The sequence below is a fragment of the Cryobacterium sp. 10C3 genome, from assembly GCF_034314285.1.
In the GTDB taxonomy this organism is placed as follows: Bacteria; Actinomycetota; Actinomycetes; order Actinomycetales; family Microbacteriaceae; genus Cryobacterium; species Cryobacterium glucosi.
In genome coordinates this window covers 3,061,658-3,083,061 of the sequence record NZ_JAVIWF010000002.1, presented here as the reverse complement: position 1 = coordinate 3,083,061, position 21,404 = coordinate 3,061,658, and the positions used below count along the sequence as shown (strand labels likewise).

Annotated in this window: 22 protein-coding genes and 1 pseudogene; 16 read left to right on the top strand and 7 right to left on the bottom strand. The window is 69.9% G+C overall.

Annotated features, from left to right (window positions below; all coding sequences use genetic code 11):
- Nucleotides 1–47: 47 nt before the first annotated feature.
- From RGU41_RS15580 to RGU41_RS15565, 4 genes and pseudogenes are all read left to right on the top strand, one after another.
- Nucleotides 48–338: pseudogene (locus RGU41_RS15580) on the top strand (hypothetical protein); the annotation flags it as partial.
- 36 nt (nucleotides 339–374) lie between these two features.
- The gene (locus RGU41_RS15575; RefSeq protein ID WP_322137372.1) at nucleotides 375–878 is read left to right on the top strand and encodes an LPXTG cell wall anchor domain-containing protein; all 504 of its coding nucleotides are present in this window, start codon (nucleotides 375–377) and stop codon (nucleotides 876–878) included.
- A 16-nt stretch (nucleotides 879–894) separates the two neighbouring features.
- The gene (locus RGU41_RS15570) at nucleotides 895–1,263 is read left to right on the top strand and encodes a DUF4440 domain-containing protein (protein ID WP_134446209.1); all 369 of its coding nucleotides are present in this window, start codon (nucleotides 895–897) and stop codon (nucleotides 1,261–1,263) included.
- Nucleotides 1,264–1,441: 178 nt separating this feature from the next.
- Complete coding sequence (locus tag RGU41_RS15565; RefSeq protein ID WP_322136797.1) at nucleotides 1,442–2,566, top strand: Vms1/Ankzf1 family peptidyl-tRNA hydrolase; 1,125 nt, start codon at nucleotides 1,442–1,444, stop codon at nucleotides 2,564–2,566.
- Nucleotides 2,567–2,583: 17 nt separating this feature from the next.
- Here the strand turns inward: RGU41_RS15565 and RGU41_RS15560 are convergent, their stop codons facing one another.
- Complete coding sequence (locus RGU41_RS15560; RefSeq protein ID WP_241980933.1) at nucleotides 2,584–4,773, bottom strand: YhgE/Pip domain-containing protein; 2,190 nt, start codon at nucleotides 4,771–4,773, stop codon at nucleotides 2,584–2,586.
- Between the two features lie 11 nt (nucleotides 4,774–4,784).
- Nucleotides 4,785–5,453 carry a hypothetical protein gene (locus RGU41_RS15555; protein ID WP_322136796.1) on the bottom strand — a complete coding sequence of 223 codons (669 nt, stop codon included), beginning with the start codon at nucleotides 5,451–5,453 and terminating at the stop codon, nucleotides 4,785–4,787.
- Nucleotides 5,454–5,730: 277 nt separating this feature from the next.
- Here RGU41_RS15555 and RGU41_RS15550 point away from each other — a divergent pair, with 277 nt between their 5' ends.
- The 9 genes from RGU41_RS15550 (at nucleotide 5,731) to RGU41_RS15510 (ending at nucleotide 13,722) form a co-directional block, all read left to right on the top strand.
- Nucleotides 5,731–6,408 carry an ATP-binding cassette domain-containing protein gene (locus RGU41_RS15550; protein ID WP_322136795.1) on the top strand — a complete coding sequence of 226 codons (678 nt, stop codon included), beginning with the start codon at nucleotides 5,731–5,733 and terminating at the stop codon, nucleotides 6,406–6,408.
- A complete protein-coding gene (locus RGU41_RS15545) occupies nucleotides 6,409–8,541 on the top strand; it encodes a YhgE/Pip domain-containing protein (RefSeq protein WP_322136794.1) in 2,133 nt (710 codons plus the stop codon).
- A 38-nt stretch (nucleotides 8,542–8,579) separates the two neighbouring features.
- Nucleotides 8,580–8,834, top strand: a complete 255-nt coding sequence (locus tag RGU41_RS15540) for a helix-turn-helix domain-containing protein (RefSeq protein WP_322136793.1) — start codon at nucleotides 8,580–8,582, stop codon at nucleotides 8,832–8,834.
- Nucleotides 8,835–8,839: 5 nt separating this feature from the next.
- Nucleotides 8,840–9,151, top strand: a complete 312-nt coding sequence (locus tag RGU41_RS15535; RefSeq protein ID WP_322136792.1) for a hypothetical protein — start codon at nucleotides 8,840–8,842, stop codon at nucleotides 9,149–9,151.
- A gap of 138 nt (nucleotides 9,152–9,289) precedes the next feature.
- A complete protein-coding gene (locus RGU41_RS15530) occupies nucleotides 9,290–9,784 on the top strand; it encodes a DUF3151 domain-containing protein (protein ID WP_134446215.1) in 495 nt (164 codons plus the stop codon).
- The gene (locus tag RGU41_RS15525; protein WP_134446216.1) at nucleotides 9,784–11,070 is read left to right on the top strand and encodes an adenylosuccinate synthase; all 1,287 of its coding nucleotides are present in this window, start codon (nucleotides 9,784–9,786) and stop codon (nucleotides 11,068–11,070) included. Before RGU41_RS15530 ends, RGU41_RS15525 begins: the two co-directional genes overlap by 1 nt.
- 296 nt (nucleotides 11,071–11,366) lie before the next feature.
- Nucleotides 11,367–12,254 carry a DMT family transporter gene (locus RGU41_RS15520; RefSeq protein WP_134558116.1) on the top strand — a complete coding sequence of 296 codons (888 nt, stop codon included), beginning with the start codon at nucleotides 11,367–11,369 and terminating at the stop codon, nucleotides 12,252–12,254.
- Between the two features lie 104 nt (nucleotides 12,255–12,358).
- Entirely contained in the window at nucleotides 12,359–12,790 is a 432-nt protein-coding gene (locus tag RGU41_RS15515) for a chorismate mutase (RefSeq protein ID WP_134446217.1), read from the top strand.
- Complete coding sequence (locus RGU41_RS15510; RefSeq protein WP_322136791.1) at nucleotides 12,787–13,722, top strand: SDR family NAD(P)-dependent oxidoreductase; 936 nt, start codon at nucleotides 12,787–12,789, stop codon at nucleotides 13,720–13,722. The genes RGU41_RS15515 and RGU41_RS15510 overlap by 4 nt, the downstream gene beginning before the upstream one ends.
- Nucleotides 13,723–13,888: 166 nt before the next feature.
- Here the strand turns inward: RGU41_RS15510 and RGU41_RS15505 are convergent, their stop codons facing one another.
- The 3 genes from RGU41_RS15505 to purL form a co-directional block, all read right to left on the bottom strand.
- Complete coding sequence (locus RGU41_RS15505; RefSeq protein ID WP_322136790.1) at nucleotides 13,889–14,419, bottom strand: hypothetical protein; 531 nt, start codon at nucleotides 14,417–14,419, stop codon at nucleotides 13,889–13,891.
- Between the two features lie 107 nt (nucleotides 14,420–14,526).
- Nucleotides 14,527–14,712: a hypothetical protein gene (locus tag RGU41_RS15500; protein ID WP_322136789.1), complete on the bottom strand. Its 186-nt coding sequence runs from the start codon at nucleotides 14,710–14,712 to the stop codon at nucleotides 14,527–14,529.
- Between the two features lie 262 nt (nucleotides 14,713–14,974).
- The gene (purL, locus tag RGU41_RS15495) at nucleotides 14,975–17,281 is read right to left on the bottom strand and encodes a phosphoribosylformylglycinamidine synthase subunit PurL (RefSeq protein ID WP_322136788.1); all 2,307 of its coding nucleotides are present in this window, start codon (nucleotides 17,279–17,281) and stop codon (nucleotides 14,975–14,977) included.
- 213 nt (nucleotides 17,282–17,494) lie between these two features.
- Here purL and RGU41_RS15490 point away from each other — a divergent pair, with 213 nt between their 5' ends.
- The 3 genes from RGU41_RS15490 (at nucleotide 17,495) to mgrA (ending at nucleotide 20,293) form a co-directional block, all read left to right on the top strand.
- Nucleotides 17,495–17,845, top strand: a complete 351-nt coding sequence (locus tag RGU41_RS15490; RefSeq protein WP_134446221.1) for a YciI family protein — start codon at nucleotides 17,495–17,497, stop codon at nucleotides 17,843–17,845.
- Nucleotides 17,845–19,188, top strand: coding sequence for an RNA polymerase sigma factor (locus RGU41_RS15485; RefSeq protein WP_322136787.1), 1,344 nt, complete (start codon nucleotides 17,845–17,847; stop codon nucleotides 19,186–19,188). The genes RGU41_RS15490 and RGU41_RS15485 overlap by 1 nt, the downstream gene beginning before the upstream one ends.
- A 79-nt stretch (nucleotides 19,189–19,267) precedes the next feature.
- Nucleotides 19,268–20,293, top strand: coding sequence for an L-glyceraldehyde 3-phosphate reductase (gene mgrA, locus RGU41_RS15480; RefSeq protein ID WP_134446223.1), 1,026 nt, complete (start codon nucleotides 19,268–19,270; stop codon nucleotides 20,291–20,293).
- 115 nt (nucleotides 20,294–20,408) lie between these two features.
- On the opposite strand, the gene purQ is transcribed toward mgrA, so the two are convergent.
- Both purQ and purS read right to left on the bottom strand, forming a co-directional pair.
- Nucleotides 20,409–21,107 (bottom strand): phosphoribosylformylglycinamidine synthase subunit PurQ, encoded by a 699-nt coding sequence (gene purQ / locus RGU41_RS15475; RefSeq protein ID WP_134446224.1) that lies wholly within the window; start codon nucleotides 21,105–21,107, stop codon nucleotides 20,409–20,411.
- Nucleotides 21,107–21,382 carry a phosphoribosylformylglycinamidine synthase subunit PurS gene (gene purS, locus RGU41_RS15470; protein WP_134446225.1) on the bottom strand — a complete coding sequence of 92 codons (276 nt, stop codon included), beginning with the start codon at nucleotides 21,380–21,382 and terminating at the stop codon, nucleotides 21,107–21,109. The genes purQ and purS overlap by 1 nt, the downstream gene beginning before the upstream one ends.
- Nucleotides 21,383–21,404 lie beyond the last annotated feature (22 nt).

Genomic DNA, 21,404 nt, shown 5'->3' with positions numbered 1-21,404 from the left:
CACTTCGGCTCAGGCGCGATCGGCGCTCCGACCCCTTCACCCTCACGGTCTCCAACGCGGGACCGTCCAGCGCCGTCGGGGTCCGGGTGGTCGACACCCTCCCGGTCGGGCTCACCTGGGTCGACAGCGCGGGTAGTGACCCGGCGTGGTCGTGCTCGGCTGCGGCGTCGACCCCCGTCGGCTCGACGGATGTCTCGTGCGCCCTCGCGACGCCCGTCGCCGCCGGTGCGGACGCGCCGACCCTCGTCGTGAACGCCCTCGTCGACGCACGGTCGTTCCCGACGGTCACGAACGCCGCCGCCGTCACCGCGGTCACCCCCGACCCGGACCCGGCAAACAACTCGGCGACCGATCCGCTCGTCGTCGCCCCGCTGGTGAGTCTCGCTGTGACGAAGCACCACACCGGGCAGGCCATCATCGGATCGAACCTGGACTACCTCGTCGCGGTCACGAACACCGGAGCCACGGCAGACCCGGGTGGATTCACCGTGGTCGACGTGCTCCCGGCCGGGCTCAGCTACGTCTCCGGCCACGGCGACGCCGTGACCTGCGCCGCAGGGTCCGACGCGGCGCTGGTCACATGCACCTTCGCCGGCGCGCTGGCCGTCGGGGCGACCCGCACGGTCACGATCACGGTGTCCGTGCTGGCCACTGCGTTCCCGACCGTGGTCAACACGGTCACCGCGCACAGCCTCTACGCCGACCCGGCCGCCCCGGCGGCCCAGGCGAGCGACTCCGCGACCGTTCTGAAGGCCCTCGCGCACACCGGAATCGACCTTCCGGTTGAGCTCCTCGCCCTCCTCGCCCTCCTCGCTCTCCTGCTCGGTGCCGCGCTCGTCCTCACGAGTCGCCGACGCCGCGCCCAGCGTGCCGAATAGGGGCTAGCGTTGCAGTATGACTGCGATCACTGACGATCTGCCCGCCCGCCTGCTGCACGAAGAGCACGAGGGCTGGGACGCGATCCTTGCCCGCCGCGCCGGGGACTACTACTGGCGCACAATGACGCGCGATGCCCTGTTGGTGCTCCCGGGGAACGTGGTCGCCAGAGAGGCGGTGGCCGCGTTCTTCGAGGCCCTCGCGCCGCTCGACAGCTACGAGCTGCACGACCCCGCCGTGATCCGGATCAACGATCGCGCGGGCATCCTCGTCTACCGGCTCGTCACCCACCGCGGCGACGAAACCGTCGAGACGTCCGCCGCGACCACCTACGTGTTCCAGAACGGCGGCTGGTGCGTGGCCCTGCACCAGCAAAGCCCCGTCTAGCCCCGAAGTCCGTCCGCGAAAGCGGGTGATTCGTCGGTTCCGCCTGCCCAGACCGACGATTCACCCGCTTTCGCGAGCGGATGCCGGGTGTCTTGTGGGTACACGGGGGCGGGTCTACCGTGACGAGACAGGGTTCCCGCATGTGGGGAACCCGGGTAGCGAGAAGGGACCCGGGTCAATGGCTGACTTTGGAAACGAGGGCCTCGCGGAGCTTTACCGCCGGCCCGGAAGCGCATCCACCGTTTACGTCGACGTCACCCAGGATCGTGAGGATCCGAGACGCACCTCGAGCCTGCGCCATCGCTCCGTGCGCGAGGCACTGGCCGATGCCGGTGCCCCCGAGGCCGACGCCGACGTCGTGATCGACCGGATCGAGGAACCGCCCGGCAGGCCGGGCAAGGTGAGTCGGCTGCTCGTGGTGCGGGACGGCCTCATCGAACTCGACGAGCTGTTGCCCGGTGAACCGCTCGGCGAGCTGATCGTCTCGCACGGGCCGGTGCCGTGCCTGCTGCCGCTGCTCATCCAGCGTCCGCGCGACCTGACCTACATCATCGCCGAGGTCGGGCGTGACGGCGGCGAGATCCGGCAGTTCCGGCTCAGCCGCACCGGCGCGGTCGCCGAGGAGGAGATCGAGGGCGACACCGAGTACATCACCAAGGTGCAGGGAGGATTCCTGTCCAACTCGCGGTACCAGCGCGACACCGAGGAGATCTGGAAGCGCAACGAGGGCCAGATCGCCGACGCGATCGACGAAATGGTGCGCACGAGCGGTGCGGAGCTGCTGATGCTCACCGGGGACGTGCGCGCGCGGCAGCTGCTGGTCGCCCAGCTCGCCCCCGCGAGCAGGGATATCCTCGCCGTGGTGCCGACCAACACCCGCCCCGGCGGCGCTACGACCGATGAGCTCGAAGCCGACCTCGACCGGCACCTTGCCGCGATCCTCGCCCAGGACGAGTACGACGCCCTCGAACGTCTCGACACCGGGCGCGGCGAAGGCCTCGCCGAGGCCGACTTCGCCGCCGTCGTGCGTGAGCTGCAGCAGGGCCAGGTCGAGGTGCTGCTGCTCGCTTCGGGAGCGCTGCCCGAGGCGACCCTGCTCGCGCTCGACCGTGAGCCCTGGGTGGCGTCGACGGAAGCGGATGCCCTCGGCGCGGCCGTTCTCGGAGCCGTGCCTGCCGCAGACGCGCTCGTCCGTGCCGCGTTGCTCACCGACGCGCGCGTGGTCGTGGTGTCGCCGGGGGAGCTGCCCGGCGGGAGCGGGGCCGCCGCGCTGCTCCGCTGGTCGACCCTCTCGACCCACTGAGCCGGCCGGTCAGCCGATCAGCCGATCAGGCTGGGGCGCAGGTCGCGCAGGGTGCGGAAGTGCGTCATCCGGGTGACGCCGACCGCGGCCAGCACGAGGCCGCCGACGACCCAGAGGAGCAGCACCCCGGCATCCGCCCAGGCCGTGGCCGGGTTGCCGCCGTACATCAACTGGCGGATGCCGTCGACCGCGTAACTCATCGGCACCACGTGGTGCAGCCAGGCGAGCGGCGCCGGCAGGGTCTGCCACGGGAAGGTCCCGCCGGCGGTGACGAGCTGGATCACCATGAGCACGAGGCCGACGAACTGGCCGACGCTGCCGAGCCACACGTTGAGCGCGAGGATGATCGCCGCGAACGCGAGGGCGGCGAGCCCCATCATCCCGTAGGTGCCGACCGGGTTGTGCACCTCGAAGTGCAGGATTCCGGCGAGGATGCCGAACAGCGCCGCCATCTGCACGAGGCCGAGGAGGCCGGGGGTGAGCCAGCCGGCGAGGGTGATCTTGAGCGGGGAGTGCAGGGCCGTGATCGCCCGGCGTGACACCGGTTTCACGATCAGGAACAGCGCGTAGATGCCGATCCAGCCGGCGAGGCTTGCGAAGAACGGGGCCATGCCGGCGCCGTAGGTCCCGGCGGAGGTGACGGCAGCGGTCGTGAGCGACACCGGGTCGGCGATCGTCGAGCCCTGCAGGGTGCGGGTTTGGGCGTCCGAATTCGGGATGCTCGTCACCCCGTTCGCGAGGCCGTCGCGCAGTACGCCCGCGCCGGACTGCAGGGTGACGAGCCCGCTGTTGAGGCTCGTCGCGCCGGTCGCAATGCTTTCGGCGCCGGTCGCCGCGGTACTCGCGCCGGTGGCGGCGGATGCTGCACCGTCGTTGACCGTTCCGGCCCCGGCCGCAAGCGTTGCGGCCCCTGTAGCGGCGTCGGTCGCGCCGCTCGCGACGTTGCTTGCACCGGCGGCCGTCTGCGCGGCGCCGGCGGCGAGGGTTGCCGCACCGGTTGCGGCGGCGGCGGCGCCGGCAGCGACGGTTGCCGCGCCGGTGGCGACGCCACCCGCACCCGCGTTGAGGGCCGTGAGCTTTCCGTCCTTCGTGATGAGGCCGTCGAGGCCGGCCTGGACTCCGGCTGCCTGCGCGCTGGCGGTCTTCATACCGGTAGTGACGGTTGTCAACTGGAGGAGCGCAGCGTCAACATCGGCGGTGCTGAGATTGGCCGACGTCAGCTGTGTCCTGATAGCGGTCAGACTCGATTCGAGAGCTGTCGTCGTCGTCGCGTTAAGTGTCGTGACTGCATCGCCAGTAGCCGCGGAAAGGGCAGGCACGCCCTTCTCAAGCAGCGCCTTGGTCCCTGCCGACACGGAGGCCGCTCCTGTGGAGAGCGGGACTGTCCCGTCGGCAAGCTTCTTCGTTCCGGCCGCGAGGTCTGCAGCGCCGCCGGAGACCTTCGTCGCCCCTGCAGACACCTGGCTGGCGCCGGTCGCGAGCGTCGCAGTCCCGGTGGCAAGGCTCGTTGCCCCGCTCGAGAGCTGGCTCGTTCCGGTCGCGAGCTGGCCGAGGCCGGAGGCGAGCACGCCCACGCCGCTCGAGAGCTGGGCGGCACCGGTTGCGAGGCTTGCGCTCCCGTCGGATGCGGTCGTCGCGCCATCCGTCAGCTTGGTCGCGCCGTCCGCGGCCGTGACGAGGCTCGAGCGCACGTCGGACAAGCCGATCAGGAGCCGGTCGGCCGCTTCCTCATTGACCTTCGAGACGATGGCCTCCCGGATCTTCGTCGCGGCCTGGCCGCCGATCGTCGAGGCGAGATAGCTGTTCGTGTCGTTCGTGGTGAGGGTGATCACCGACTTCCGCGGTGTCGACGTGGCCGAGGATGCGATGCCCTCGGAGAAGTCGGCCGGAATGGTCACGCTGAAGTCATAGCTCGCGTCGGCGACGCCGGCCGCGGCCGTGGCCGCGGAGACACGGTGCCATTGGAAGGCTCCGGCGTCGGTGAGCTGCGTTGCGATGTCGTCGCCGTAGTTATGGCTCACATCGTCGATGACCGTCCCCGTGTCGGCGACGACGAGGGCGACCGGCACGCGGTCGAGACCCGCATACGGGTCCTGGTTGGCCCACAGGTACAGGCCGCCGTAGAGCACGGGCACGAGCAGCAGGGCGGCGAGGGCGACCCGGGACATCACGGTTGCGGTCAGTCGCGCCAGTTCGGCGCGAATCATGGCGAAAACTTTCACAGGACATCGGCTCCGGGGATGGTGACGGGGAAGCGGGTGAGTCCGGCGGGCAGCATGCCGTCCGGCTCCAGGTTGGCGAGCTCGAGGTCAGCGATGGCGTGCGCCGAGGCGTCGCCGGCGATGACGAGCACCGCATAGCCACGCGCCGCCAGTCCACCGGCGATGTCCCACCAGCCGAGCGGATCGCCGCCGTGGCGGTCGGGAGAGGTGAGCACAAGCCCGAGCACGCCGTCGCGCAGCACGGCCAGTTCGGTCAACAAGCGGATGCGGTCGTCGGGCGCGAGGTCGCCCATGTCACTCCGCGCCCGGTCGGCGAGGCCGAGCCCGGCGAGCAGGTGCTGGGTGGACTTGCGACGGAGGCCGGCGAACATGAGCTCTTCGGCGACGACGTCTTCGACCATGACGTCCGCGGCGGGCTCCGAGACGCCGAGGGCGTCGACGAGAGCGATCTGGCGACGCATTGCGGCGTAGTCGGAGTGGCCGTCGATCGTGACGGTCCCGCTGTCCGGGCGCATCCGGCCGGAGGCGATGAGGCCGAGGACCGTGGGACGGCGTTCGGTCTCGGCCCGGGCGAAGGCGACCGCGCCACTGCTGAATTCCAGGGTCGTCGACGGAAGGGCAGAGTCTCTCGGGCCCTTGGTGACGGACGAGAGGTTAACGCGCATGCGAGCGCCTCCGGAGGTGAGAGGAAACCCATACGAGGTCGGCACGGGTTCCGGGGGGGGGGGGGGGGGGGGGGGGGGAAGGAAGAGGCATCGCGGCGCTGGGACTGAGGCCACTCTAATTCACCAGCACGTGATTTTTACTGACTAGTCAGTTCTGGTCAGACGCGGGGTCGTCGGGTGATCGAGGTGGACGAAGCCGGACCTGCTTGCGCGGGGCGTTCGACGGATCTATACTGACTAGTCGGTACAAAACGAGTACCGCCACGAAAGGAACGACGTGCAGGCGACACTGGTAGCGGACGAACTGACTGTCAGTTACAAACGAGGCCTGGTCTACGGGCCGATCAGCTTCAGCGCCGACGACGGCCTCACGGTCATCTGCGGCCCGGCCGGCAGTGGGCGCACGAGCCTGCTCCTCACCCTCGCCGGGCGGATGCGGCCAACCTCCGGAACCTTGTCGGTGCTCGGCGAAGACCTTCCCCGCCGCGCCCGCCGGGTCCAGCGCCGCACCGGCGTGTCCGGGTTCCACGGCATCGACTCCCTCGAAGAGTCGGTCACCGTCGGGGCGGCCATCCGCGAGCGCCACGCCTGGCTCGCCCCCTGGTGGTCCTTCATCCGGGCGGTCGACGACGCCGAGGTCGTCCGCATCTGCGCGCCGGTCTTCGGTGACATCCCGGTTCCGGCCGCGAGCACGATGATCTGGGACCTCGACGAGGTCGAGATGGTGCTCCTCCGCGCGTCGCTGGCCATGATGAGCCGGCCCAGCGTGCTGTTCTTCGACCAGGTCGAGCAGGTGCACTCCCCGGAGGCACGCCGCCTGCTCTGGGCCCGGCTCGGCGCGATCGTCGCAGCCGGCACTCCCGTGATCGCCTCGGCCATCGCACCGGACTACGAAATGTGGGCGGAACTCGGACTCGAACCGATCGTCCAGTACATGAACCAGGAGATTCGCTAGATGTTCGCCTTCCTATCCACGGGCACCGAACTGCGCCGATTCGGCAAGGGCACCCTGCCCAAGATCGCGCTCGTCGTGTTGATGTTCATTCCCCTGATCTACGGCGCCCTCTACCTGTGGGCCTTCTGGGCGCCGGACAAGGAACTCAGCAAGCTCCCCGTCGCCCTCGTCAACTCCGACACGGGCGCCGTCCGTGACGGCACGGACGTGACCGCGGGCAACGACCTCGTCGGCAAGCTCCTCGACGGTCACGACCTGGGCTGGGTCGAAACCAGCGCGGCCGACGCCGCCACCGGGGTGACCGACGGCGACTACTACTTCTCCGTCACCATCCCCGCAGACTTCTCCACGGATGCGATCTCCGCAGGCACAGACACCCCGACCGCTGCCGAGGTGCTCGTCGACTACAACGACAGCAACAGTTTCCTCGCCTCCACCCTCGGCAAGCAGGCCATGATCCAGCTGCGGGACGCCGTGTCCCTGAACATCGGGGACCAGACCGTCAACACGATGCTCGTGGCCGTGAACAAGGCCGGTGACGGCATCCGCACCGCCGCGGCCGGTGCCGGAACGCTCGCAGACGGCCTCAGCACGGCCGAATCCGGCACAGGCACTCTCGTCGCCGGGCTGAACGACCTCTCCGCCGGCGCGTCCACCCTTGACGACGGCGCGGCACAGGTGGCCGACGGATCGTCGACGCTGGCCGCGGGGATCGGCACGCTGTCCTCGGGCGCGGCAACGCTCTCCTCTTCCTCGCTGAAGCTCTCCGACGGCGCGTCGACTGTCGCCGCGGGGACCCAGAAGGTGTCCGATGGACTCGCCTCGGCGGCCACGGGGGCAGCCACCCTCTCGGACTCCTCAGACCAGCTCGCCGCGGGGGCGACCTCGATCGCGACGGGAACCGGACAACTCGCAACCGGGACGAAGGACCTCGACGACGGCCTCGCGAAACTGGAGGCGGCCATGGCCGCTGCCCCGACCGGTACGCCGGTATCCGCGTTCCTGCCGACCGTGACGAAGCTCGCGACCGGAGCCGACACCCTCAACACGAAGACGCAGGGCGCCGCCACCCAGGTTTCGGGATACGCGACGCTGAGCGGAAACTTCGCCACCGGCATGGGGACGCTCTCCGACGCGCTGACCGCCGGCGCACCCGGGGCCGCCCAGGTGGCAGCCGGATCGGCGCAGGTGGCCTCCGGATCGGCGGCCCTCGCCTCCGGAGCAGGCCAGCTGGCCACCGGCGCGGCCACCGCCGCGACCGGGTCTGCCACGCTCGCCACCGGTGCGGACAGCCTCGCCGCCGGAACCGGCACCCTCGTCGACGGCAGCAGCCAGCTCGTCGCGGGCGGCACCGCCCTGGAGTCCGGCACCGTGCAACTCGCCGACGGCAGCCACACCCTGGCCGATGCCCTCGCGACCGGAGCCGCGGACGCGCCCAGCCTCACCGACGCGCAGATCTCCGAGAAGGCCGCGGTGATCGCGAACCCCGTCGACCTCGATCAACGGTGGGAGAATGCCTCGGACAGCTTCGGCGAGGGCTTCGCGCCCTTCTTCCTCGCCCTGGCCACCTTCGTCGGTGCACTCATCACCTGGCTCATCCTGCGTGCCCTGCCGACCCGCGCGCTCGCCAGCGCCGCCTCGGGCCTGCGTGCCACGATGACCGGTTTCCTGCCGGCCATGGCGATCGGGTTGAGCCAGGTCATCATCATGGTCCTGGTGCTCGTCTACGGCATCGGGCTGACCCCGGCGCACTGGCTGGGCATGTCCGCGTTCATCTACCTCACAACGCTCGCGTTCCTGGCGCTGCAGCAGATGTTCATCATCCTGTTCGGCACGGCGGCAGGCCGCGTGATCAGCCTGGTGCTGCTCATGCTGCAGCTCAGCTCCTCCGGCGGGACCTATCCCGTCGAGACCACGCCGGAGTTCTTCCAGATCCTGCACCCGTGGATGCCCGCTTCCTACGTCGTCACCGGGCTGCGGCAGCTCATCACGGGCGGGATCGACTCTAGACTGTGGCTTTCCGTGCTCGTTCTCGTAGGCATCCTGGTCGGCTCGATCGCGATCAGCGCCTGGAGCGCGTCTCGGCAGCGGATGTGGACGATCACCCGGCTGCACCCGGAACTGACCATCTAGGGTTGCGACCCGAACCGAGTGCGACGAAGGGACCGACTATGCCACGTGCGACGGGAACAAAACGGGCGATCCTGGACGCCGCGCTGGAGCTGGCCGCCACCCGCGGGATCACCGGCACCACGATGGACGACGTTGCCGAGCTCGCGCACGTGGCCAAGGGCAGCCTGTACTACAACTTCAGCTCGAAGGACAAGCTCTTCGAGGCGCTGCTGGAGGAGGGGTCGGCTCGCTCTCCGACTCCCTCCGGGCGGCGCGTGACGGGCTGCACGGGCGGGAGGCGCTCGTCGCGCTGATCGCGGTGCTCCTCGACCTGATCGAGTCGAACGCGGGACTCGCCAAGCTCATGGCGGCCGAGATCTTCCGCACCGACCGGGCCTGGCAGAAGACCCTCTTCGCCCTGCGGCACGAGGCCCTCGCCGTCTTCGCGGAGGCGATCGCCGAGGCCCGTCCGGCCACGGCGGCAGCGGGAACGAGCGGGTTGATGGCGTCGAGCGTCTTCGGCGCCGTGCTCATGGCAGGCCTCGAATGGCTGGTGTTCGATCCCGACCGCGACCGCGACGAGGTCTCCGGGGCCATCCTCGAGTCGCTCTCGGGCGGCTTGCTCGCCTGATCCCGCGCCCGGTCGCACTCCGGTTCGCACTCCCGGCCGCGGCGACGCGATGGCGAAACCGGGACATTTCCGGGCATCAGCCCGGGGGTGGCGGCAGGTTCCGTGGGGCTCAGAGTGCTCATCGCGTTAGGATCGAGTGTGACCGGCGAAAACTTGATCGACCAGCCCGAGACCCTCCTTCCCGCGGAACCGGAGGTGATCGCGGCGCTCCGGAGTACCGAAAGCCACGCGTTGCCGTCCCTCGTCGCCGCGCACCCGACGTCCTCCCTGGCCTGGGCGGTGCTGGCGGATGTCGCCCACCTCGAAGGCCGCACCATCGAGGCCTATGCCTTCGCCCGCGTCGGCTACCACCGCGGCCTCGACGCCCTCCGCAAGGCCGGCTGGCGCGGACACGGCCCGATCCCGTGGACCCACGAGCCCAACCGCGGGGTGCTGCGCGCCCTGTATGCGTTGCGCCGCTCCGCCGCCGAGATCAACGAGCAGGACGAGTTCGACCGTCTCACCGTCTTCCTGAACGACGCCGATCCGACCGCGATCGCGCGCATCGACCAGGAAACCATCACGCCAGACGGCTACCGGGCCGATGACCCGGCCCCGATCACCGAGGCGTTTTTCATCCGAGGAGAGAACTAATGCCAGCGATCGTTTTGGTCGGAGCCCAGTGGGGCGACGAGGGCAAGGGTAAGGCCACCGACCTCCTCGGTAGCCGCGTCGACTACGTCGTCAAGTTCAACGGCGGCAACAACGCCGGGCACACCGTGGTGATCGACGGCGAGAAGTATGCGCTGCACCTGCTGCCCTCCGGCATCCTGACCCCCGGCGTCACGCCGATCATCGCGAACGGCGTCGTCGTCGACATCGAGGTGCTCTTCGAGGAGCTCGACGCGCTGATCTCCCGCGGCGTCGACGTGTCCCGGCTGAAGGTGAGCGCCAACGCGCACATCATCACCCAGTACCACCGCACGGTCGACAAGGTCACCGAGCGCTTCCTCGGCAAGCGCCAGATCGGCACGACCGGTCGCGGCATCGGCCCGACCTATGCCGACAAGATCAACCGGGTCGGCATCCGCGTGCAGGACCTCTTCGACGAGAACATCCTCCGCCAGAAGGTCGAGGGCGCCCTCGCCCAGAAGAACCACCTGCTCGTCAAGGTCTACAACCGTCGCGCGATCTCGGTCGACGAGATCGTGACCGACCTGCTCAGCTACGCCGAGCGCCTCCGCCCGATGGTCGCAGACACCGCGCTGCTCCTGCACCAGGCGCTCACTGCGGGCAAGACCGTGCTCTTCGAGGGCGGCCAGGCCACGATGCTGGATGTCGACCACGGCACGTACCCGTTCGTCACGTCCTCGAACGCGACGTCCGGCGGTGCGGTCACGGGATCCGGCATCGGCCCGAACCGGATCGACCGCGTCCTCGCCGTCGTCAAGGCGTACACGACCCGCGTCGGCGCCGGCCCGTTCCCGACAGAGCTCTTCGATGAATCCGGCGAGTTCCTGCGCGCCAAGGGCTTCGAGTTCGGCACCACGACCGGCCGCCCGCGCCGCTGCGGCTGGTACGACGCACCCGTCGCCCGCTACACGGCCCGCATCAACGGGGTCACCGACTTCGTGCTCACCAAGCTCGACGTGCTCACCGGCCTCGCCGCCATCCCGGTCTGCGTCGCGTACAGCGTCGACGGCGTCCGCCACGACGAGGTGCCCGTCTCGCAGTCCGACTTCCACCACGCGAAGCCCATCTACGAGGACTTCCCCGGCTGGACCGAGGACATCACCGGCGTCCGCACCTTCGAGGAGCTGCCGCGGAACGCCCAGGACTACGTGCTCGCGCTCGAGAAGATGAGCGGCGCCCGCATCTCCGCGATCGGCGTCGGCCCCGGCCGCGAAGCGATCGTGTCCCGCCACGACCTGATCAACTGAGAGCTGAGCTGAGCCGGGCCGCAAGGGTCTGAACCGACAAGAGCGGATGCGCGGGGCGCATCCGCTCTTGTCGTCTCTTGTCGTCTCACGTCGTCGCGCGCCGCTTCGAACGAGCGGATGCTGCCATTCACCGGCGGGTTCCAGACGTTGCGCTCAGAGGGGCCGACGCCGACGGCCGCACACGTTACAGTCGGCAGGTGACCGATAGCACCGCCCCGCGCGACGCCCCCACTTCTGCAGTACCCGCTCCCGCCGAGCCTGCTCGTCGCGCCGTCGTCGCGCTGCAGTTCCTCGGCATGGGCGTCGTCTGGGGCTCGAGCTTCCTGTTCATGAAGGTCGCCCTCGCCGGAGTGAGCTTCGGGCAGGTCGCCTGGTCGCGCCTCGTGCTCGGCGGCCTCACCCTCGGCCTGATCGTGCTCATCACCCGGCCCCGGGTGAACAACGGCCCCGTGTTGCCGCGCGAAGCGGCCGTGTGGCTGCACTTCCTCGTGATCGCGGTGAGCGGATGCGTCGTGCCGCATCTCCTCTTCGCGTGGGCCGAGCAGTACGTGTCCTCGAGCCTCGCGAGCATCTACAACGCCGTGACACCGATCATGACGGCCCTGATGGCGACCCTCGCCTTCCGCGTCGAACGGCTCGGGCGCGGGCAGGTGCTCGGGGTGGTCGTCGGCATCGCCGGCGTGCTCGTGATCATCGGGCCGTGGCGCTACGCGGCGCTCACCGGGGACCTCTGGGGCCAGCTCGCCTGCCTCGGCGCGGCGGTGTGTTACGGCTTCACGTTCGGGTACACCCGCCGGTTCCTGAGCGGGCGGCCGATCGCGGGGGCGACGTTCGCGTTCCTCAACATCGGGCTCGGCGGGGCGATCATGCTGCTGCTCACGCCGGTGCTGGCCTGGCACCCGGTGTCGCTCAACCCGGCGATCGTCCTGAGCCTGCTCACTCTCGGCGCCCTCGGCACCGGGCTCGCCTACATCTGGAACATCAACGTGCTCCGCGCCTGGGGCCCGACGAACGCGTCGACGGTGACGTACGTGACGCCCGTCGTCGGCGTCGTGCTCGGGGTGCTGCTGCTCGGCGAGACGCTGTCCTGGAACGAGCCGTTGGGCGCGCTCCTCGTGCTGCTCGGCATCCTGCTCGCGCAGAAGCGCATCCGCTTGCCCCTGCCTCGCCGCGCCCTCGCCTAGCCGCGTGACCACTGCCCGCGAAAGCGGGTGAATCGTCGGTCTGCGGCAGCCATAACGACGATTCACCCGCTTTCGCGCCGGGGTGCGCACGGTATCGTTCAGTCATGGCCGAACACGAGGAATTGCCCGCCGGTGCGGGGCGGGATGCGATCGACGAATTGAACGGCATCCGCCAGAGCATCGACAACATCGATGCCGCCCTTATCCACATGCTCGCTGAGCGCTTCAAGTTCACCCAGCAGGTCGGACGACTCAAGGCCAGGCACGGTCTCCCCGCCGCAGACCCCGCGCGGGAGCTGCAACAGATCCAGCGGCTGCGCGCGCTCGCCGAGGAGGCCAGGCTCGACCCCGGTTTCGCCGAGAAGTTCCTCAACTTCATCGTCGCCGAGGTCATCCACCATCACGTGGCGATCGCGGGCGGCCAGCCGGGCGTAGGAGACGGGCAGGCACCCGGCGCTGCCATCGGGGTCATGCCCGATTCGGCGATCGGTGCACCGGCGCCTGCGACTGCGGAACCCGCAGGCCCGGCGTCGTGAGCTGGGACCCGCGCCACCTCCCCGACCAGTCCGGCAAGACCTTCGTCGTCACCGGCGCCAACGCCGGCCTCGGCTATTTCACAAGCGAACAACTCGCCGCGACCGGTGCGCACGTCGTGCTGGCCTGCCGCAATCCCGTGAAGGCGGATGCCGCGATCGCGGCCATCCGCGGACGGGTACCCGGGGCATCCGTTTCGACGATCAACCTCGACGTCGCCGACGCCGACAGTGTGCGCGCGGCCGCCGTGCTGCTGCTCGAGCTGCCCCGCCTCGACGGACTCGTGCTCAACGCCGGCATCGTGCACCCGCCCCGGACCCGCGAGTCGAGCGCGGCCGGCAACGAGATCGTGCTCGAGACGAACTACCTCGGGCACTTTCACCTCACCGCGCTCACCCTGCCTGCCCTGTTGCGCACGCCAGGCAGCCGGGTCGTCGCGCTCGGCTCGCTCGCGACGCGGCTCGTCGCCTCGCGCCTGGACAACCTGCAGCTCGAGACAGGGTACAGCGGCTGGGTCGCGTACGCGCAGTCGAAGATCGCGATGCAGGTGTTCGGCTTCGAGCTCGACCGGCGGCTCCGGCGTGCCGGACTCGGCGGCCCCGGCGGGGTGCAGAGCCTCGTTGCGCACCCCGGTTACTCGGTGTCGGGGCTGACGCCGGGCATCCGCGGGGTCAATGAGCCGAGCTGGCCGCAGCGTTTCGCCGACAACCTGCAGGGCCTGATCGGCGCCCAGGGCAAGGACCGCGGCGCCTGGCCGACGGTGCGCGCGACCCTCGACACGGATGCCCGCGGCGGCGAGTACTACGGCCCCCGTTTCCTGACCCGCGGCCTGCCTACTCGTCAGCGCCCCACGACCACGAGCCTCGACCCGCAGGTCGCGGCCCACCTCTGGTCCCGCACCGAGTCCCTCCTGGCCCTCCCCTTCCCCCTCTGACCTGCCGCCTGTACCCTGCCGCCTGACGACCCGTGCGGTCTGCAGCCAGCCGCGAGAGTACGAATTGTGCCCTCATAGGGCGCACCAAGGGGCCGTTTCTCCGCTCTCGCGGGAGGGGTGAGGGATGCCGGGGGCTGGGTCGGCGCGAATGCGACGGCCGGATGGGTCAGGGGCGCCAGCCGCGGTCCCGAAGTGCGGTGTCGACCTTGCGCACGGCCGACACGCTCTTGAGTCGAAGATGTGTCTTGTTCAGGCGAACCACCCGCCAGTCGGCTTCCATGATCGCATCGAGCCGATCGATGTCCCAGTGATACTGCTCTTCGTCCGTTCGATGCTGCTCGCCGTCGTACTCAACGAGCACTCGATATTCCCGGTAGACGAGGTCGCCCGTCGCAATCTTCCGTCCCGACCTATCCGTTAGGGGAGCGTTCACTTCCGGCTCGGGAAGGCCGGCCCGCACCAGGAGGAGCCGGATCTCGGTTTCCCGCGGTGAGAGCACGCCGGGGCGGACCCAGCCGAGCGCTTCTCTGAGCCGCCGTGCGCCGCGCTTGCCTGCGTGACGCGCCACGCCGGTACGCAGCTCGGCCATGGTCGCGAGCGGTCGCCTCCCTCCGACCAGGGCGTCTCCCATCACAATGAGTTCATCCAGGCTCAGCACGGCAGCGAGCTGGCGCCAGACATCGACCGGTGCGGCCACGCGATAACCGCCGATATCGACCAGGCGTACGGTGCCTGGTCGCGCGTGGTGCGCGACGGTCCCTCTCACTCTCTGCCGTTCCGCCGGGTCGTCGACGCAGATATGAATCACGCCGGACGTCGCGAACCTCCGGGGAGGGGAAGACCGTGCAGGTGCGCTGCCGTCACGTGACTGAAGAACTGGGCCGTCGACATCCGCTCGGAGTATGCCGCTATGAGCGTCGCGATCGTTGCCGGTCCCAATCGTGGTGAGCGGATGCCGTGAAACGGCTGCTCAAGGTCCGCGCCCCTCATTCGCTTCCGCGATACGCCCTCGTGGCGTCCACTGCGGGTGGTGAAGTGTCGGCCACGCAACGCGGGGGAAGTTCGCGACGTCGTTTCATCCCCCGATGATGCCGATTCCCACGAACGAGCGAGCGTTCTATCCACAGTCCGGCGGCCAGGGACCGCGAGAGTACGAAAATGGCCCCTTCGGATGTCGTGAAGGGGCCATTTTCGTACTCTCGCGCACGACACGCCCGTTCCCGGGGGGAGCGGCGGGGGCGGGAGGCCCGGGCTAGGCGAAGTGGGCGGGGAGGGTGGAGCTGTGGCGGGAGCGGAGGTCCGCGAGGGAGACCGTGAAGACGTCCTGCACCTCAAGAGCGTCGAGGGTGTTGTCGGTGACGCCGATGCGCAGCACCGGGTACCCGCGGCCCTCGCAGAGGCCGAGGAACTTCACGTCGTCCTCGCGCGGCACCGAGACGATGACGCGGCCGGCCGACTCCGAGAACAGGGCGACGGATGCGTCGATCCCGTCCCGCTCGCAGATGTCGCCGAGCCACACGCGGGCTCCGACCCCGAACCGGAGCACGGCCTCGGCGAGTGTCTGCGCGAGCCCGCCGGAAGACAGGTCGTGTGCGCTGTCGATGAGCGCCTCGATCGACGCCGCGTTGAGCAGGCCGGCGAGCCGCGCCTCACCGGGAAGGTCGACGACCGGCGGCATACCGCCGAGGTGCCCGTGCACGACATCGGCCCAGGCCGAGCCGTCGAGTTCCTCGCGGGTGATGCCGAGCAGGTAGATGTTGTGGCCGTCGTCCTGCCAGCCGCTCGGCACGCGGCGGGCGACGTCGTCGATCACGCCGAGCACGGCGACGACGGGCGTCGGGTAGATCGGCTGGTCGCCGGTCTGGTTGTAGAACGACACGTTGCCGCCGGTGACGGGGATCTCGAGCTCGAGGCATCCGTCGGCGAGGGCCGTGACGGCGCGTTCGAACTGCCACATCACCTCGGGGTTCTCCGGGGAGCCGAAGTTGAGGCAGTCGCTGATGCCGACCGGCACCGCTCCGGTCGCTGCGACGTTGCGGTACGCCTCGGCGAGGGCGAGCTGGGCGCCGCGGTACGGGTCGAGCTGGCAGTAGCGGCCGTTGGCGTCGGTCGCGATGACGAAGCCGAGGCCAGACTCCTCGTCGATGCGGATCATGCCGGCGTCGTCGGGGAAGGAGAGCGCGGTGTTACCGAGCACGTAGCGGTCGTACTGGTCGGTGATCCAGCTGGGGTCTGCGAGGTTGGGCGAGCCCAGCAGCGAGAGGAACTGCGCGCGCAGGTCCGCGGCATCCGTCGACCGGGGCAGAGCCGAGGCCGAGTCGGCCTGCAGCGCGTCGATCCAGGTCGGGTAGGCGACCGGGCGGTCGTAGACCGGGCCGTCGATCGCGACCGTGCGCGGGTCGACGTTGACGATCTCTTCGCCGTTCCAGTCGATGACGAGCCGGCCGGTGTCGGTGACCTCGCCGAGCACGCTCGTCTCGACGTCCCATTTGGCGGTCATCGCGAGGAAGCCCTCGAGCTTCTCCGGCGTGACGACGGCCATCATCCGCTCCTGGCTCTCGCTCATCAGGATCTCCTCGGCGGTGAGCGTCGGGTCGCGCAGCAGCACCTTTTCGAGCTGGATGTACATGCCGCCGTCGCCGTTCGAGGCGAGTTCCGAGGTCGCGCAGCTGATGCCGGCCGCGCCGAGGTCCTGGATGCCCTCGACGAGCTTGTCGCGGAACAGTTCGAGGCAGCACTCGATGAGCACCTTCTCGGCGAAGGGGTCGCCGACCTGCACCGCGGGGCGCTTGGTCGGGCCGTCGGCGCTGAAGGTGTCCGAGGCGAGAATGGATGCCCCGCCGATGCCGTCTCCGCCGGTGCGGGCCCCGAAGAGCACGACCTTGTTGCCCACGCCGCGGGCGTTGGCGAGGTGCAGGTCCTCGTGGCGGAGCACGCCGACCGAGAGCGCGTTGACGAGCGGGTTGCCCTGGTAGACCGAGTCGAACCAGGTCTCGCCGCCGATGTTCGGCAGGCCGAGGCAGTTGCCGTAGAACGAGATGCCGGACACGACGCCGTGCACGACGCGCGCGGTGTCCGGGTCGTCGATGCGGCCGAAGCGGAGGGCGTCCATCACGGCGACCGGGCGGGCGCCCATCGAGATGATGTCGCGCACGATGCCGCCGACGCCGGTCGCGGCGCCCTGGAACGGCTCGATGTAGGAGGGGTGGTTGTGCGACTCGATCTTGAAGGTGACGGCCCAGCCCTCGCCGACGTCGAGCACACCCGCGTTCTCGCCCATGCCGACCATGAGGTTCTTCTTCATGGCGGGGGAGACCTTGTCGCCGAACTGGCGCAGGTACTTCTTCGAGCTCTTGTATGAGCAGTGCTCGCTCCACATCACCGAGTACATCGCGAGCTCGCCGCTCGTGGGGCGGCGGCCGAGGATCGTGCGGATCTCCTGGTACTCGCCCTCGGTCAGCCCGAGGGCGCCGAAGGGCTGGTCCTTGTCCGGGGTGGCGATCGCGTTCGCGACGGTGTCGGCGACGCCGCGGGAGGGGGTGGTGGTAACTGCGGTCACGTGGCGTTCTCCCAGAGATAGCGGATGCTTGGCGCGCCCAGTCTACCGGTTGCCTCCCCTGCACCCCCGTTCCGATCCCGCTCTCACCGCAGCGGAAACAGTTGTCGGAGATTCGGCCGGCGATGTCCTTTCGGGACCGCCCCGTTCGTTCCTAGAGTAGATCCCACCGTTCCCGATGGGTCATTCGATGAAATCCCCGATGAAGGAGTCACCATGCCCAGCTATGTTGCCCTGACCTACACCCGTGACGTCGACTGGACCGCCCCGGAGCAGGCGGCAGAGATGCAGGAGTACCGCGATTTCGGCCGCGATGCCGAGGCGGTGATCCGCGGCGGTGCCGCGCTCTACCCGACCCAGACCGCGACGACCGTGCGGGTCACCGGCGGCAAGGGCGGCGACGTCGTGATCGGCGACGGCCCGTACGCCGAGACCAAAGAGGCCCTGACCGGCTTCTACCTGCTCGAGTGCGACAGCCTCGACGAGGCGATCCGGCACGCGGCCGCGATCCCCGCCGCCTGGAACGGCGTCGTCGAGGTGCGTCCGACGGTCCCGACCCTGATGTGATGACGGCGACGGATGCCGGTGGCACCGACCCGGCCGGGGCCCTCGCCGCGCTCCTGGTCGCGGAGCGGCGTCCGGTGCTGGCCACCGTCATCCGTCTGACCGGTGATCTGGCCCTCGCCGAGGACGCCGTCCAGGACGCCGCCATCAGCGCCCTGGAGACCTGGCGTCGACTCGGCGTGCCGCCGAATCCGCGCGCGTGGCTCACCCTTGCGGCCAAGCGGCGGGTGATCGACCTGCTCCGGCGGGAGGGCGCGCGGCCGAACAAGGAACGTGAGGCGATCATCCTGGCCGTGCAACGGGCACCCGACGAGACCCCGCCCGGCATCGTCCGCGACGACCAGCTCCGGCTGATCTTCACCTGCTGCCATCCGGCGCTCGCGCAGGAGGCCCAGGTTGCGCTCAGCCTGCACGTGCTCTGCGGTTTGAGCGTCGCAGAGGTCGCCCGGGCGCTCCTCGTTTCAGAGGCGACGATGGCCAAGCGCCTCACCCGGGCGCGACGCAAGATCGCCGACGCCGGCATCCGCTACCGCGTGCCCGACGCGGGGGAACTGCCCGGCCGGCTCGGCGCGGTCGCGACGACCGTGTTCCTGCTGTTCACGGAGGGCTACGCTTCCCGGTCGGCGGATGCCCCTGCCCCCGTGTCGGCGCGGCCTGAGTCCTCCGTGCCGCCCGGCTCGCAGGCGCCGCCCGGCTCGGCTGCGCTGCCCCCGCCGACCGCGCCATCCGGGCCGCCCGGCGCATCCGTTGCAGAGGAAGCGATCCGGCTGGGGCGGCTGCTCGTCGAGCTGATGCCGGGCGAACCCGTGCTCGAGGGACTCCTCGCGACGATGCTGCTCCAGCACTCCCGATTACGCGCCCGGTTCGACGGCGACGGCGACATCGTCCTCCTGGCCGACCAGGACCGGAGTCTCTGGGATCGCTCCCGCGTCGCGGAAGGCATCGAGCTCGCCGCGTCCGCGATCCGCGGCAGCAGCATCCGCCCGGAGCGGTTCGCGGTCACGGCCGCGATCGCCGCCTGCCACGCCCTGGCCGCGGATGCCGCGACCACCGACTGGGACGCCATCATCGCCTGGTACGACGTGCTGCTCGCCCTCGACCCGAGCCCGGTCGTGCGGCTGAACCGGGCGGCCGCCCTCGCCGAGAGCGGCGACCCGGCCGCGGCGCTCGCCGTGGTCGACCGGATCGGCGGCCTCGACGACTACTTCTGGTTCCACGCGACCCGGGCCGAGCTGCTCCGCAGACTGGGGCGTCACCCGGAGGCCGGCGCTGCTGCCCTCGTGGCACGCGAGCTCACCGGATCCGCGGCCCAGCTCCGGCTGCTGGACCGTCGGCATCCGTTGTAAGAGGCAACGCACAGGGTGGGTCCTGACCTCCGCGGCGGGCACCCCTGCGCGAGCGGATGCACCGTGGCACGATGAAGGGATGACCTACCTTCCGGCTGACACCAGATACGAGTCCATGCCCTACCGCCGCACCGGGAAGAGCGGCCTCAAGCTCCCGGCCGTTTCGCTCGGGCTGTGGCAGAACTTCGGCGGGGTCACCCCGCTCGAGACGCAGCGAGCGATCCTGCGCCGCGCCTTCGACCTCGGCGTGACGCACTTCGACCTCGCCAACAACTACGGCCCGCCGTACGGCAGCGCCGAGAGCAACTTCGGGATTCACCTGAAGCAGGACTTCCGGCCGCACCGCGACGAGCTCGTCATCTCGACCAAGGCCGGCTACGACATGTGGGCGGGCCCGTACGGCGAATGGGGATCCCGCAAGTCGCTGCTCGCGAGCCTCGACCAGTCGCTCGGCCGGATGGGCCTCGATTACGTCGACGTGTTCTACTCGCACCGCGCCGACCCGGACACCCCGCTCGAGGAGACCATGGGCGCGCTGCACACCGCCGTCACGAGCGGCCGTGCCCTCTACGCCGGGATCTCCTCGTACTCGCCAGAGCGCACCCGGCAGGCCGCGGCGATCCTCGCCGACCTCGGCACGCCGCTGCTCATCCACCAGCCCTCGTACTCGATGTTCAACCGCTGGGTCGAGGACGACCTGCTGATCACCCTCGAAGACCTCGGTGTCGGCTGCATCGCGTTCTCTCCGCTCGCCCAGGGACTCCTCACCGACCGGTACCTGCACGGGGTGCCCGCGGACTCGCGGGCGGCGCGGGCCGGGTCGATGAAACGCGACATGGTCAGCGACGAGACGCTCGTCCACATCCGTGCCCTCACCGATATCGCCGGGGAGCGCGGGCAGTCGCTCGCCCAGCTCGCCCTCGCCTGGGTGCTGCGGCGCCCGGAGGTGACGTCGGCGCTGATCGGGGCGTCCTCGGTCGCGCAGCTCGAGGCCAACGTCGCCGCCGTGGAGAACCTGGAGTTCACCGCCGCGGAGCTCGACGCGATCGACGCTCACGCCGTCGACGCCGGCATCAACCTGTGGGAAGCATCCGCCGCCGTCTAAACCGAGGCCTCTGTTCGCGAAAGCGGGTGAATCGTCGTTCTGCGGCACTGGAAACGACGATTCACCCGCTTTCGCGGGACCGGGTGTTGTGGGACCGGGCGTTGCGGGGTGCGGGTTACGCGCTCGCGAGCATCCGCTCGATCGCCGAGGTGAAGAACGTGAGCCCGTCGGTGCCGCTGCGCATCGCGGACGCGGTGTCGGGACCGAAGCCGGCCTCGACCGCGTGTTCGGGGTGCGGCATCAGGCCGACGACGTTGCCGCGGGCGTTGGTGATGCCGGCGATGTCGTTGAGGGAGCCGTTCGGGTTCAGTCCGACGTAGCGCACCACGACGCGGCCTTCGCCTTCGAGCTCTGCGAGGGTCTCGGCGGAGGCGATGAAGCCGCCCTCGCCGTTCTTCAGGGGGATGGTGATCTCCTGGCCGCTCGCGAAGCCGCTGGTCCAGACGGTGTCGGTGTTCTCGACGCGCAGCTGCTGGTCGCGGCAGATGAACGAGCCGTGGTCGTTGCGGATCAGCCCGCCCTCGAGCAGGTGCGCCTCGGTGAGCATCTGGAAACCGTTGCAGATACCGAGCACCGGCATGCCGCTGTTCGCGGCGTCGATGACCTCGGCCATGATCGGCGAGAGGCTCGCGATCGCGCCCGCGCGCAGGTAGTCGCCGTAGCTGAAGCCGCCGGGCAGCACGATCGCGTCGACACCGCGGAGGTCGTGCTCGCCGTGCCAGAGCGCGACGGGTTCGGCGCCCGCGATCCGGATCGCGCGCTGCGCGTCACGGTCGTCGAGCGATCCGGGGAAGGTGACGACGCCGATGCGCATCAGGCGGAGACCCCGACTGTGCTGTCTGCGCCCACGACGTGGATGCCGACGACGTCTTCGATCACGGCGTTGGAGAGCACGGAGTCGGCGAGTTCGCGCACTTCGGCGAGCACGGCCTCGTCGACGGGCCCGTCGACGGTGAGTTCAAAACGCTTGCCGAGGCGAACGCTCGTGAAGCGGGTCTTGCCGAGGCGGCCGAGGACGCCGGCGACGGCTTTTCCCTGCGGGTCGAGCAGCTCGGCCTTGGGCATAACTTCAACGACGATGGTTGGCATGGTTCACTCCGAGACGTCGGGG

Coding starts and splice junctions, on each gene's coding strand:
- RGU41_RS15525 (WP_134446216.1), top strand. CDS start 9,784: ATGCCAGCGATCGTTTTGGTCGGAGCCCAGTGGGGCGACGAGGGCAAG.
- RGU41_RS15485 (WP_322136787.1), top strand. CDS start 17,845: ATGACGGCGACGGATGCCGGTGGCACCGACCCGGCCGGGGCCCTCGCC.
- RGU41_RS15555 (WP_322136796.1), bottom strand. CDS start 5,453: ATGCGCGTTAACCTCTCGTCCGTCACCAAGGGCCCGAGAGACTCTGCC.
- RGU41_RS15545 (WP_322136794.1), top strand. CDS start 6,409: ATGTTCGCCTTCCTATCCACGGGCACCGAACTGCGCCGATTCGGCAAG.
- RGU41_RS15515 (WP_134446217.1), top strand. CDS start 12,359: ATGGCCGAACACGAGGAATTGCCCGCCGGTGCGGGGCGGGATGCGATC.
- RGU41_RS15565 (WP_322136797.1), top strand. CDS start 1,442: ATGGCTGACTTTGGAAACGAGGGCCTCGCGGAGCTTTACCGCCGGCCC.
- mgrA (WP_134446223.1), top strand. CDS start 19,268: ATGACCTACCTTCCGGCTGACACCAGATACGAGTCCATGCCCTACCGC.
- RGU41_RS15540 (WP_322136793.1), top strand. CDS start 8,580: ATGCCACGTGCGACGGGAACAAAACGGGCGATCCTGGACGCCGCGCTG.
- RGU41_RS15570 (WP_134446209.1), top strand. CDS start 895: ATGACTGCGATCACTGACGATCTGCCCGCCCGCCTGCTGCACGAAGAG.
- RGU41_RS15500 (WP_322136789.1), bottom strand. CDS start 14,712: ATGAGGGGCGCGGACCTTGAGCAGCCGTTTCACGGCATCCGCTCACCA.
- RGU41_RS15490 (WP_134446221.1), top strand. CDS start 17,495: ATGCCCAGCTATGTTGCCCTGACCTACACCCGTGACGTCGACTGGACC.
- purS (WP_134446225.1), bottom strand. CDS start 21,382: ATGCCAACCATCGTCGTTGAAGTTATGCCCAAGGCCGAGCTGCTCGAC.
- purQ (WP_134446224.1), bottom strand. CDS start 21,107: ATGCGCATCGGCGTCGTCACCTTCCCCGGATCGCTCGACGACCGTGAC.
- RGU41_RS15560 (WP_241980933.1), bottom strand. CDS start 4,773: ATGATTCGCGCCGAACTGGCGCGACTGACCGCAACCGTGATGTCCCGG.
- RGU41_RS15520 (WP_134558116.1), top strand. CDS start 11,367: ATGGGCGTCGTCTGGGGCTCGAGCTTCCTGTTCATGAAGGTCGCCCTC.